Genomic DNA, 12282 nt, shown 5'->3' on the forward strand with positions numbered 1-12282 from the left:
TCTGGTCGCGAAAAGATGCGGGGATGACTTCGCGCGATGATTGAGAACCGCATTCTTCGTGTTTATTTGGCCCGCATGCAAAGCAGATTGGCGTCCATCGCTTCCCCCCGCCACTACGCAGCCCGAGCCGATCGGCTCGCCGAAGGCAAGGTCGGCCGGCTCTCCGCGATCGTCATGGCATTGGCCGCCTACTTCTGTCTTCAGGTAGTGGCAATGACACTGCTGTCTCGGGTCGCAGGCACCGGGGTCGGCGTCGACGATGCCGAGCAGCTGATGTACATGAGCGGCCTGCAGGCTGGTTACGGTGGCTCGCAGCCGCCCTTGTACACCTGGGCCGGCTGGCTAGTGGCGCAACTGTTCGGCCCGAGCGTGCTGACGCTGAAGATCGTCAAATACGCCATGATGTTCGCGGCGGCGGCCGCGATCGTGCTGGCAGTGGTCAAGTTCGGCTACTCGCGCCGAGCTGCTGTGACTGCTATGTTCGGCGTGCTGCTGTTCCCTCAGATATTCTGGGAGATGCAGCACACCCTCTCGCACTCGGTCGCCGTATTCGCCCTGTGTTCACTGCTGCTTTTGGCTCTGGCCTGGCTGCTGGAGCGCCGTTCCATCCTGGCCTATGCCGTCTTTGGTTTTGTGATGGGCGGAGCAATCCTGGCCAAGTACAATGATCTATTGCTGATAGCTGCCATGATGCTTTCCGCGCTATCGCTCGGCGAAACCAGGGCTGTCATCCTGAACCGCCGCTTTGCCATCAGCATCGGAATGGCTGCTCTCATCTGCCTGCCGACGCTCTACTGGAACCTAACCAATCCCGGAGAGCTTGTCGCGCGCGGCTACAAGTTTGGAGTGGCTTCTGACAAGGGACAACTCATCGCTGCGTGGCTCGGCCTGAAGGGCTTCGCCAGGGCAGCGTTCAACTTTGCCATACTCCCGGTCGCCGTTTTTACCCTGGCAATGATCGTGGCGCGCGTTTCGCCCTTTGCAACGGGAAGGAGTCGCCCTGTCGTCGAGAGCTTGCTGTGGCGAACGATCCTTATCGGGCTGGCGATCGGCCTGCTTCTCGTCTTTGCCAGTGGAGCCACCACGTTCCGGGACCGCTGGATGCTGCCGCTGCTGCTGTTCCTGCCGGTGGCGCTGGCAATGCGCCTGGACGGTCTGGGCGACAAGGGCAAGACGGCACAGGCCATCATCATCAACGTGGCCGCGACCCTCGCGATCGTGGTGCTGCCGTTCACATGGTACATGCATCTCTATGGCGGAAATGGCATGGGCAGCATCGCCCGCATCGACTACGCCACCCTCCATCGCGGCATGGCTGCGGATGGCCCGGTCAGAACAGTTGTCTCCGACTGGCACTGGATCGGCAATCTGAAGCTGGTTGACCCGGACCTGACGATACTGTCGCCGGAAGTGCCGGACTTCATCGAGCAATTGCAGGAACCGGCCGTCATCGCCCTGCTCGACGGACAGCAGCCCAGCGACCAGTTGCTCGATCTCATCGCCAAGGCTGGCTACGTGCCTGGCGGCCCAGCGGTTGGTTTCAATGCTCCCATGCTGTTCAGCTGGAAAGAAACTGAACGTCAGGTCAGCATCGTACGGCTGGTGAAGGCCACTTCAACCTTGGCGCCGCAGGCCAAATAGCACCGCAGGGCCGACAGTTAGCCCTCGCCGAAATATAGCGCCTTCTATCCCTTGGGCTATCTGCTCCCCTGGAGCTCGGGCATGTTCGAAACGACGTTGCGAAGCAACTCCAGCTCTGGCATGCCGAGCGCCGTGATGAACGGCAAGCCCCTGCGCTTGGCGGTCCAGCCGACGACCATCACGTCGCGCGCGGCCGGCTCGAAGCGCTGCGCCAGGGCCCAGCTCTGGCAGTCGATGGTCGCGACGTCTGCCCGTCCTTCGGCGATCGCGACGATCGAGTTGCGATGCCCGCCGCTTTCGACCCGGTCGGAGAACATCCTGAGACCCTCGCCCAAGGCTGCAAGATCGCGGGAGATGCCGAGGAAGCCCGACATCGAATCGTGGCCGTTGAAGGCGAAGCGCTTGCCGCGGATCAGGTCGACAGGAACGAGCGGCACATCGCCATCGGGGGCATGCGCATGGTCGGCGGTCACCGATCCGCGCCGTACCACGATGGCGCTGGAATAGAGTTCGCCACGGCCGCCCTCGATGCCGTCATAGTTCGGTTGGCCGATCACCCGTACCGCTGCGTCGAGGCCGGTGGTTTCCATCGGGCCCCAGCAGGTCTGGCCAAACAGCAGCTTGGGATGCCGCCACAGCGTCGGCAGGTCGAAGCCGTCAGCCGGCAGCGTCGCCGGATCGGGCGCGATGGTCTCGCCCTCGGCATTGCGAATGCCGCCTGGAACCGGCGGCAGGTCGGCGTTGCGCCGGGTCAGAGTTTCCGGTGCGTCGATGCCAAGCTGGCGAAGCGCCGTTCGCAGCCTGACCCACTGCGCATCGACCTCGTCGCGCATCTCGGGCCAGTCATACATGGGCAGGGCGGCGATGAAGTCGCTCATGGTGTCATTTCAGGCTCGAATGCGGGAAATGGCAAGCTGCAGCGCATCTATTCCTTCGGCGGCTCGGCAGGCACGGGCGCCGTGCCCAACCCATGGACGCTGCGCGACCTGACGCGCGGCACGAACGCCCTGCCCGGCTCCGGCGCCCTGCGCAAGGAGGGATGCACGACCGGCTCCTTGGCGCGGAAGGCATAGGCCCGGATCAGCGACAGGTAGTTCGGATAGGCATAACCCTTGTTCATCTTGAGCCATTCCTCGCGGCGGGTGCGGAACAGCTCCGGCAGCTTGTACCAGGCCACCGTCGGGCTCTTGTGATGGACGAAATGCAGGTTGTTGTTGAGGAACAGCAGCGACAGCGGCGAACGTTCTACGATGATCGTGCGCCCTTCGGGATGCTCCGACCACTGGTGCTCGGCAAAGGTGCGGATCGAAATAATCGACTGGCCGAGCCATACGGGAACAAGAACATAGAGCCACAGCGGCACGCCGAAAGCGAATTGCACCACCGGCAGGACCATCGCAAGACCCGCGGCATGCAGCAGCCATGCCTTGCGGATCGCCTTGTCGCCGGCAGCGATCTGCTTGGCGTCGTCGATGAAGAAACCGATGCAGGCAAGCAGCGGCCCGAGCACGAAGCGCCCGGCCATGGTGTTGTTGACCTTGAGCAGAAGCTTCATCGCCTCCGGCAGATCGTCATGTTGCCACAGCGCGCGATAGTAGCTTTCGGGGTCGTCGAACGGGTCGGTCAGCCGTTCATCGGCATGATGGCGCAGATGGATGGTCTTGAACCGGCGATACGGCCAGACGACACCGATCGGCAGGGAAACCAGCGCCTCGTTGAGGCGGGCGTTGCGTGTCGGATGGCCGTGCAGGACCTCATGCACCAACGACGACTGCAGGGCCACCGCCAGCGCCATAACGGCAAGTGCCGCGATCGGATAGTTCGGCCAGATGACCAAGCCGGCCACCAGCCAGCCGCCGTAGCAGGCAGCGATCAGAAACACCGTCGGCCACTCGACCGTGGTGGTCGTGCCGCGCTTGTGTTTCCGCTTTGCCATGCTGATGCCTGCTGCCTTGTGAAGCCTGGAACTCGTTGATTCCTGACATAATGTTGTCAGTAATCATGCACCGCTTCAACGCGACAATGCGCACAAAATGTTTACATTGCGCTGCTTAAGCCGCAGATGTTACACTTAGTAAACAAACTGAAAGATAAATCTATTTCCAGCGGGCGAGATGGCAGCTGGCGCAATTTGAATCCGGAGAGGGCCAGCCATGGACAAACGCGATCTATCCGGCATCTTCCGCGACCGCCTGAAGTCGCTCGTCCAGCGCTCGGGCCTCAACCAGTCGGCCTTTGCGGCATCGGTGGGCATAGACCGTTCCGCCTTGTCGCAACTGCTGTCGGGAGCAACCATCCGCTTGCCGCGCGCCGAGACGCTGCTGACCATCGCTTCCGCGCACAGGGTGTCTCTAGACTGGCTGCTCGGCCTCAGCCAGGACGAAGGCGTCACCGGCGAGATCCGCGAAAGCCTGGAGATCGAGGAAGCCTCCGGTGGCTTCGAACGTACATTGATCGCCAAATGGCACGCCGAAGCAGCCGGAACCAAGATCCGCTATGTGCCGGCCGGCATCCCCGACCTGCTGAGAACCGAAGCGTTGGTCGACTACGAGGCCGACATCTCCAACAAGAACCGTGAGGTCCAGGCCGGAGAAACCCAGTACCGGATCGACTACAACCGGCGGCCCGAGACCGACATGGAGGTCTGCATGCCGCGCCACACGCTCGAGATCTTTGCGCGCGGCCTCGGCGTATGGTCAGGCTTCCCGGAGACGGACCGCAAGCAGCAGCTTCGCCACATGGCCGACCTGCTCGACGATCTCTACCCGACATTCCGCCTGTTTCTCTACGACGGACGCATGCGCTATTCCGTTCCCTACACGATCTTCGGCCATTCCCGCGCCGCGATCTATGTCGGCGACATGTATCTGGTGCTGTATGCGACAGACCCGATCCGCACCCTCACCCGCCATTTCGACAACCTGATCCGCGCAGCCGATATCAACGCCCATGAAACGGCGGCTTTCGCCAGGCGGTTGGCTGTCGCTTCGTTCCCCGCCGGCTGGGCCTGACCGGCGCTAGGTTGAAATTCGCGCTTCGTTGCGGCAGCGTGGAGCCTCATTCCGAGGAACCCATGCCAAACCAGCACCGTATCGTTGTGCCGGCCCAGTCGGGCCGTTCCATCCGCGTGTCTCGCGGCGACCTTGTCCGCATCATCGACCCCAAGGGCCAGCAGGTCGCTGACCTCTGGGCGTTCACGCCCGACATGAAAGACTGGCTGAGCACGTCGAACCCACGCGACATCGGCGAGCGGCTGTTTCCCAAGGTCGGCGAACATTTCTACGGCACAACGGGCGAGCCGTTGCTGACGCTGGTCGAGGACGCCTCGCCCGGGCCGCACGACATGCTCTATCCCGCCTGCAACCATGCGCTCTACCTACGCGCCGGATTTGACGATCACCCCAGTTGCCAGGACAACCTGCACAAGGCTCTGGCTTCGGAAGGCGTCAGCCTGCCCTTCACGCCGGATCCCGTCGACCTGTTCCAGAACTCGCTGCCGCAGCCCGACGGCCGCATCGACGTCTTCGCCTCTATCAATCCGCCCGGCGGCTACGTCACTTTGCGCGCCGAGCGCGACCTGCTGCTCGTGGTCACCGCCTGTTCGGTCGACCACTATCCCACCAATGGCGGCATTTGCACCGAGATCGAAGTCGAAGTCATGGCCGCTCGCTAGCGCGGTTTGCCGAACGCAATCATTGACTGGATATAAAGACTTCTTTATATGGTTATCCAATCCCCCAGATATGAAAGTCGCTGCAATGACGACCAATCCGATCGATGCCCTGCTGGCCGAAAAGGGCGTGCTGCTCGCCGATGGCGCGACCGGCACCAACCTGTTTGCCATGGGCCTCGAGGCCGGCGAAGCGCCCGAACTGTGGAACGAAAGCGCGCCCGAGAAGATCGAGACGCTGCACCAGAAGTTCATCGATGCCGGCGCCGACATCATCCTCACCAACTCCTTCGGCGGCACCCGCCATCGCCTGAAGCTGCACCACGCGCAGGACCGCGTCTTCGAACTCAACAAGCGCGCCGCCGAGATCGCCCGTGCCGTCGCCGACAAGACCGCCCGCAAGGTCATCGTTGCCGGCTCGGTGGGGCCGACCGGCGAACTTCTGGTGCCGCTTGGCGCCCTTACCTATGACCAGGCGGTCGACGCTTTCGCCGAGCAGATCGAAGGCCTGAAGGCCGGTGGCGCCGAAGTCGCCTGGATCGAGACGATGTCGGCCCCCGACGAAATCCGCGCGGCCGCCGAGGCCGCCATCCGCGTCGGACTGCCCTACACCTACACCGGCTCGTTCGACACTGCCGGCCGTACCATGATGGGCCTGCTGCCCAAGGATATCCATGGTGTCGTCGACGGCCTTGCGGAGACGCCGCTCGGCGTCGGCGCCAATTGCGGCGTCGGTGCGTCCGACATTCTGGCCTCGCTGCTCGACATGAGCGAGGCTAGGCCGGATGCCACCATCATCGTCAAGGGCAATTGCGGAATCCCCGAATTCCGCGGCACCGAGATCCACTATTCGGGCACGCCGGAACTGATGTCCGACTACGTCCGTCTTGCGGTTGATGGCGGTGCAAGGATCATCGGCGGCTGCTGCGGCACCTCGTTCGAGCACCTCGCAGCAATGCGCAAGGCGCTCGACGCCCACAAGAAAGAGGCGCGCCCGACCGTTGAGGCGATCATCGAACGTATCGGCCCGATGCGCAACAAGCTGGCTGCGCCGAACACCACCGAAACAAGCGAAGGCCGCCGCGAGCGTCGCCGCCGGAGCTGAGCCTACCTGGTCGTCAGCTATTTTCTTCGTAGCGCGCGAGTGCCGACCTGACGTCGGTGCCCGCGCCTTCGACCGGACGCATCATCATCACCGCATCCGACGTCCGGACGTCGGATAGATTTTCCATGGCAAGCCGGAAGCGATCATTGTTGAGCGCCGACCATGCCGCGCGGTGGGCGTCGTCGACATCGCTCAGGCGGGCGCGCGACGGCCCCTGGCTGGCGACCTGCGTCGCCTGCTGAACGGGCTTGGCGGGCACATAGACATGGCTGTTTGAGGCAGGATAGGCAGCCTGCGCCGAGGCATCCGCCGCGGCGTCGCTGTTGCGGTTGGCGGCTTCGGGCCGGGTCGACGTCGCCAAAGAATCGGCGGCGCGAACATTCGAAACCGCACCCGACATCGCACGACCGACCAGCATTCTCGAACCACCCCTTGCTCACCCGCACCTTACTTAGCCGAGTTTTGTTGCGATCGGGTTCCGGGGCAAATTCGCTTTTGAATAAAATTGTTCGAAACGGCCCGCAAATCTGGCCTTTCATTGGGTTTCACACAAAAAAAGCTCCCGCCTTTGCGGCGGGAGCCATGACTTCTCGGGTGTTCGCGGGCCTCAGAGGTCTTCGAGGTCGCGGCGGGCCTGCTTGAGGATTTCACGCGCCTTTTCAGCCTGCATCGCCGTCAGCGATCCGCTGCGCAGCCGGCTGAATACGGCAAAGTTCAGCGCCTTGACCTCGTCGCCGAGGGCAACGCCGCTGACCTGCGTCGAGGTCTCGTCGATCTGGGCGTTGATCTTGGCAAGTTCCGCCGCGTTCTCCTCGAGATAGGCCTTGCCCTGCTCGGTGATCGAATAGAGCCGCTTGTTGCCGTTGGCGGCCGAGACCACAAGGTCCGCCTCCTCCAGCATCTGCAGCATCGGATAGATCGCGCCCGGGCTCGGGCTGTATGCACCTTGGAACTTGGCCTCTAGCGCCTTGATGATGTCGTAGCCGTGGCGCGGCTCCTCGGCGATCAGGCCAAGCACGACCAGGCGCAGCGCGCCGGGATCGAACATGCGCGGTCCGCGTCCGCCGAAGGGGCCGCCACGATGACGACCGAAGGGACCGCCGCGGCCATGCCGGCCGCCGCCCCTGCCGCCATCATGCTGGCCCGACATGGACCCATTCTCCACGGCAACGATGATTGAAATTCGGGTGGTTGAACATGTGAGTGCCTCTCCAGGATGTTTCCTTCATGTCGCTATATCTATTAAAAGATATATCTTTTGCAAGATAGAACTTGTCGATTTTCTCGCGGCCTGCGATGGCGACTGCCCGAAAACGGCTCTCGCAAAGCGCCCCAAGCACCCCACGGAGGATTATTTTTCTTATTTACTTCAGATGCTTATGGAAAATTCGCGCCGCAATCGAAGCGGCCAGGGCGAGAGCGAAATCCAGCGCGCTTTTGCGGCCTACGCACCGACGACGATGTCCGCCAGGGTCTTACTGAAGTGCTCTTCCTGTCGCTCCAGCCATACATGGGCCGCCGACCAGTTGGCCGGATCCATCATCGCGACGGGATGATCATGCAGATAGCAGAGCTTGTATTCGCCGCGCAGGCTGACGCCCAGCGCTTGCCCAAGGCCAGGTTCGAACGCCGACAGCCGGTTCAACGTTGTGGCAAAGCCCTCGCCGCGCTGACCGCGCACGAACAGCCCGACGCTTCGATTGGTCAGATAGAGCGAAACCACCAGATCGTCGGCAACGTGCCGCCAGCGCGAATACAGGCTGCCATGGCGTATCCTGGGATCGTTGCGCCGGGCGAGATAACTGTCCCAGAACGCCTTGATCTCGCGAGATGAAAGCGAACGCAGGCCGCCATGCGCGATATCCCATTCGTCCATCTGCCGGTCGGCCATCCGTCGTCTCCGAAGCGCCACCCGTTCGTTTTCGGGTGGACGCCTAGAGATCACAAAAGAACGGCCGGCGAAAAGCCCTTTCCGCCGGCCGGCCCACCTGCCCTTGCCTGTTGCCTTATTGCTTGCTGGCCTGGAGCGAAGATGCCAGCCGCACCAGCGACAGGAACTCCGCGCGATAGCCGAATGGATCGCTCCCGCGCGCCGCAGCGGCAATTTCGGCGATACGCGCATAGTCCATTGCGGCAAGCTGGTCGGTATCGCGCAGCTTTTGCCCGAAGGCCGCTACCGCCACCGAGAAGCGCTGGTCGGCACCTGCCGCATCGAAGCTCGAAACCTCGTTCGACTTCGTCACAGGGGTCGTGATCAGCTTGCTGACATCGCCGTCGGGCGCCTTGTAGCGGATCTTGACGAAGGCGTATTCGCCGGCATTCGCAACACCGTCCTTGCCGGTCGTGGCTTCGCCATAGCGCAGCGGATCGACTGTCTGCGCCGGGCTGCCCTTCGGCGTGATCTCGTAAATCGCCGTCACCGAATGCCCCGAACCGATCTCGCCGGCGTCGACGCGGTCGTTGTTGAAGTCTTCGCGGTTGAGCGCGCGCGTCTCGTAACCGATCAGGCGGTATTCCGAAACCGCACCGGGATTGAACTCGACCTGGATCTTCACGTCCTTGGCGATCGGAAACAGCGTCGACGATGCGTCCTGCACCAGCACCTTCTCGGCCTCGGCCAGCGTGTCGATGTAAGCCGCCGTGCCGTTGCCGTTCTGGGCGATGGTCTGCATCATCTGGTCGTTGAGATTGCCCCGGCCAAAGCCGAATACCGACAGGAACACGCCCGACTTGCGTTTGTCCTCGATCAGCCGCTTGAGATCGTCATCGTCGCTCTGGCCGACATTGAAATCGCCATCGGTGGCCAGCATCACGCGGTTGACCCCGTCCTTGACGAAGGACTTCTGCGCCAGGCGGTAGGCCTCGCGGATGCCCGCCTCGCCCGCCGTCGAACCGCCTGGCGTCAACGTATCGATCGCCTGCAGGATCTTTGCCCGGTCGGATGCCTTTGTCGGTTCGAGCACGGTGCCTGCATCGCCCGCATAGGTGACGATGGAGACGGTATCGTCGGGCTGGAGCTTGCCTATCAAGAGGCGGAACGCCGAACGCAGCAGCGGCAGCTTGTCCGGCTCGTCCATCGAGCCCGACACGTCGATCAGGAACACCAGATTCGCCTTGGGCTGCTCGGCGGGCTTGACGTCATAGCCCTTGATGGCGACATGCATCAGCTTGGTGTGCTGGTTCCAAGGCGTCGGCATGACGCTGACGGTGGTGTTGAACGGCGTCGCCGCCGCATCGGGGCCCTTCCAGTCATACGGGAAATAATTGATCATTTCCTCGACACGCACTGTATCGGCCTGCGGCAGCAGGCCTTCCTTCAGCGAGCGGCGAACGAACGAATAGGATGCCGTGTCGACATCGATCGAGAAGGTCGAAACAGGATGTTCGAGGGCGGAGCGGACCGGATTGGTCTTGAACTCTTCCATGCGGTCGCGGTTTTCCGCCTGCGGCGGCATCGGCATGTCCGAAAGCGCGATCTGGGGCTGAGCCATCAATGTCGGCATGCGGCTGGTCGCAATCGCAGCATCGGCCATCGGTGCTGACGCACCGCCGCCGACCGGTGCGGCCTCGTTCAAGATGGCCTCTTCAGTCGCCGCTTTCGCCTCGGGCTTCGCCGGCGCCGCTGCAAGAAGGTCGGTCGTGGTTTCCCGACGTTCCGCATCAGCCTCCTTGAGCGCGGCGGCGGGTGCCTCTTTCGAGCGCGCGACAGGTGCCTGCGCGACCTCCTGCTCGGCGCCGAAATTAAATGGCGATCCTTCCATCAGGTAGAATGTGGCGTAGCCGGCGATCGGCAGGGCAACCAGACCGGCAAGGGCCGGCGCTGCAATCAGCTTCTTTTGCATGATGTCTCTCCAGAGCTTTCGTGCTCGTTCGGTGAGACGATGGGTCGTGGCCGATCCTTGGGTGGCGGCAGGATTTTTTTCGAGGTCGTAGGCTGCCATGGCGGCGGCAAGCGCGCGCGCCTTGGCGTCGGCACCCGGCGCCGGCGTTGGAATGTTGCGGAGCATGTCGAGTTCGTTGTCGTCGACCATGGTCACTCTTCCCCGGCCGAGCGCATGAGCTGCTTCAGCCGTTTCTTCGCTTCATGGATGTGCCAGGACACCGTGGTTTCCGCGATCGCCATCGCTTCGGCGGCGGCTCCATGTGACAGCCCCTCGCCGTAGACCAGCAGCACCGCATCTCGTTGCTTGTCCGGCAGCTGCCTGACCGCCGCCCACAGCCTGTCGGCAGGGTCCTCGGCGGCCGGCTCGATGTCGACCGCCACCAGCGCATGGGCACCATAGGCGGCGGTCTTCGCCGTCTCTCGTGCGGACTTGCGCTGCATGTCGCGGGCCGCATTCAGCGTCATGGCGTAGAGCCAGGTCGTGAAGGCGCTGCCGCCGCGATAGTCGCGGATGGCGCGGCCAAGCCGCGCGCACACTTCCTGGGCGATGTCTTCGGCGTCGGTCCTGCTGCCGCACCAGCGCCAGGCGACGCGATGGACAAAGCCGTAGTGCCTCTCGACGAGTTCGCCGAAAGCCACCCTGTCGCCGCTGCGCGCTCGTCCGATCAGGTCGTTGTCGGAGGCTTCGCCTTCGTCCAGCATCATCGCCATCATTTGCCTGTTGGACGAAAGCTTTGGGGCAATCCTTGGGGTGGCGCGAAAATATTTCTAGACGGCCTGCCCGGCGGCCCAGCCGGACGACCAGGCCCACTGGAAATTGTAGCCGCCGAGCCAGCCGGTGACGTCGACGACCTCGCCGATGAAGTACAGCCCCGGCACCGACTTCACCTGCATGGTCTTCTGGTCGAGCGCATTGGTGTCGACGCCGCCCAGCGTCACTTCCGCCGTGCGGTAGCCTTCCGAACCGGCCGGCTTGATGCGCCAGGCGTTGACGGCAGCATCGACCGTCTTGATCTGGGCATCGTTCAAGTCGGCGAGATTGCCGTCAAGACCGGTGCGCTCGGCAATCGCCTGCGCCAGCTTCTTGGGCAGATGGGCGGCAAGGACGGTCTGAACCGCCTGCCGGCCATTGGCGCGCTTTGCCTCGCGCAGCAGACCGGCGACGTCGGTTCCGGGCAGCATCGAGATCGCAATCTCGTCGCCCTCGCGCCAATAGGACGAGATCTGCAGGATCGACGGCCCGCTGATGCCGCGATGGGTGAAAAGCATGGCTTCAGAAAAGCTGGTCTTGCCGCATCCGACGTCCGCATCGACGGCAATACCGGACAACGGCGCCAGTTTCACCAGCGTGTTGGCATCGAAGGTCAGCGGCACCAGCGCCGGCCGCGTTTCCACCACGGGCAAGCCGAATTGCGCCGCAAGCTCATAGCCCAAGCCGGTCGCCCCCATCTTGGGGATAGACTTGCCGCCGCAGGCGACGACGAGCGAACTGCAACCGACGCGACCGCCGGATAGGGCCAGTTCGAAGCCGCCGGCAGTCTTGCGAACGTCCTCGACCACGGTCGACAGGCGCAGTTCGACGCCGCTTTCCTGCATCTCCTCGACCAGCATGTCGATGATCTGCCGCGCAGAGCCGTCGCAGAACAGCTGCCCCAGCGTCTTTTCGTGATAGGCGACGCCATGGCGCTCGACGAGCGCAATGAAATGGCGCTGGGTGTAGCGGCTGAGCGCGGAGATGCAGAAATGCGGGTTCTGCGACAGGAAGTTTTTTGGGCTCGCATGGATGTTGGTGAAATTGCAGCGTCCGCCGCCTGAAATGCGGATCTTTTCGCCGGGCGCTCGGGCATGGTCGAGGATCAGCACCGACCGGCCACGCTTGCCCGCCTCGAGCGCGCACATCATGCCCGCGGCGCCGGCGCCGATCACCACGACATCAAAATATTGCATTTCGGACTTTCCAGATCGATCGGCGCGCGACCCAAG

Annotated in this window: 12 protein-coding genes; 4 read left to right on the forward strand and 8 right to left on the reverse strand. The window is 63.1% G+C overall.

Going from position 1 to position 12282, the window contains the following annotated elements; all coding sequences use genetic code 11:
- Window positions 1–36 precede the first annotated feature (36 nt).
- Window positions 37–1641 (forward strand): glycosyltransferase family 39 protein, encoded by a 1605-nt coding sequence (locus tag ASC75_RS00525; protein WP_055969145.1) that lies wholly within the window; start codon window positions 37–39, stop codon window positions 1639–1641.
- Window positions 1642–1697: 56 nt separating this feature from the next.
- On the opposite strand, the gene ASC75_RS00530 is transcribed toward ASC75_RS00525, so the two are convergent.
- Both ASC75_RS00530 and ASC75_RS00535 read right to left on the reverse strand, forming a co-directional pair.
- Window positions 1698–2519, reverse strand: a complete 822-nt coding sequence (locus ASC75_RS00530; RefSeq protein WP_055969148.1) for a PhnD/SsuA/transferrin family substrate-binding protein — start codon at window positions 2517–2519, stop codon at window positions 1698–1700.
- A gap of 47 nt (window positions 2520–2566) precedes the next feature.
- The gene (locus ASC75_RS00535) at window positions 2567–3577 is read right to left on the reverse strand and encodes a fatty acid desaturase (RefSeq protein ID WP_055969150.1); all 1011 of its coding nucleotides are present in this window, start codon (window positions 3575–3577) and stop codon (window positions 2567–2569) included.
- A 217-nt stretch (window positions 3578–3794) separates the two neighbouring features.
- Between ASC75_RS00535 and ASC75_RS00540 the strand changes: the two genes are divergently transcribed.
- From ASC75_RS00540 to bmt, 3 genes are all read left to right on the forward strand, one after another.
- A complete protein-coding gene (locus ASC75_RS00540; RefSeq protein WP_055969153.1) occupies window positions 3795–4652 on the forward strand; it encodes a helix-turn-helix transcriptional regulator in 858 nt (285 codons plus the stop codon).
- A gap of 62 nt (window positions 4653–4714) precedes the next feature.
- Window positions 4715–5314 carry an urea carboxylase-associated family protein gene (locus ASC75_RS00545; RefSeq protein ID WP_055969157.1) on the forward strand — a complete coding sequence of 200 codons (600 nt, stop codon included), beginning with the start codon at window positions 4715–4717 and terminating at the stop codon, window positions 5312–5314.
- An 85-nt stretch (window positions 5315–5399) separates the two neighbouring features.
- Window positions 5400–6416: a betaine--homocysteine S-methyltransferase gene (gene bmt / locus ASC75_RS00550; protein WP_055970590.1), complete on the forward strand. Its 1017-nt coding sequence runs from the start codon at window positions 5400–5402 to the stop codon at window positions 6414–6416.
- 13 nt (window positions 6417–6429) lie between these two features.
- Here the strand turns inward: bmt and ASC75_RS26595 are convergent, their stop codons facing one another.
- The 6 genes from ASC75_RS26595 to ASC75_RS00580 all read right to left on the reverse strand — a co-directional run bounded on the left by ASC75_RS26595 (window position 6430) and on the right by ASC75_RS00580 (window position 12246).
- On the reverse strand, window positions 6430–6834 hold the full coding sequence (locus ASC75_RS26595; RefSeq protein ID WP_055969160.1) for a hypothetical protein: 405 nt from the start codon (window positions 6832–6834) through the stop codon (window positions 6430–6432).
- Window positions 6835–7023: 189 nt separating this feature from the next.
- The gene (locus ASC75_RS00560; RefSeq protein ID WP_244487722.1) at window positions 7024–7566 is read right to left on the reverse strand and encodes a PadR family transcriptional regulator; all 543 of its coding nucleotides are present in this window, start codon (window positions 7564–7566) and stop codon (window positions 7024–7026) included.
- 294 nt (window positions 7567–7860) lie between these two features.
- Entirely contained in the window at window positions 7861–8307 is a 447-nt protein-coding gene (locus ASC75_RS00565; protein WP_055969164.1) for a hypothetical protein, read from the reverse strand.
- 115 nt (window positions 8308–8422) lie between these two features.
- Window positions 8423–10447: a VWA domain-containing protein gene (locus tag ASC75_RS00570; protein WP_055969167.1), complete on the reverse strand. Its 2025-nt coding sequence runs from the start codon at window positions 10445–10447 to the stop codon at window positions 8423–8425.
- Between the two features lie 2 nt (window positions 10448–10449).
- The gene (locus tag ASC75_RS00575; protein WP_055970592.1) at window positions 10450–11010 is read right to left on the reverse strand and encodes an RNA polymerase sigma factor; all 561 of its coding nucleotides are present in this window, start codon (window positions 11008–11010) and stop codon (window positions 10450–10452) included.
- Between the two features lie 57 nt (window positions 11011–11067).
- Window positions 11068–12246 carry an NAD(P)/FAD-dependent oxidoreductase gene (locus ASC75_RS00580; RefSeq protein WP_055969170.1) on the reverse strand — a complete coding sequence of 393 codons (1179 nt, stop codon included), beginning with the start codon at window positions 12244–12246 and terminating at the stop codon, window positions 11068–11070.
- Window positions 12247–12282 lie beyond the last annotated feature (36 nt).

It is taken from the genome of Aminobacter sp. DSM 101952, assembly GCF_001424795.1.
GTDB lineage: Bacteria > Pseudomonadota > Alphaproteobacteria > Rhizobiales > Rhizobiaceae > Aminobacter > Aminobacter aganoensis.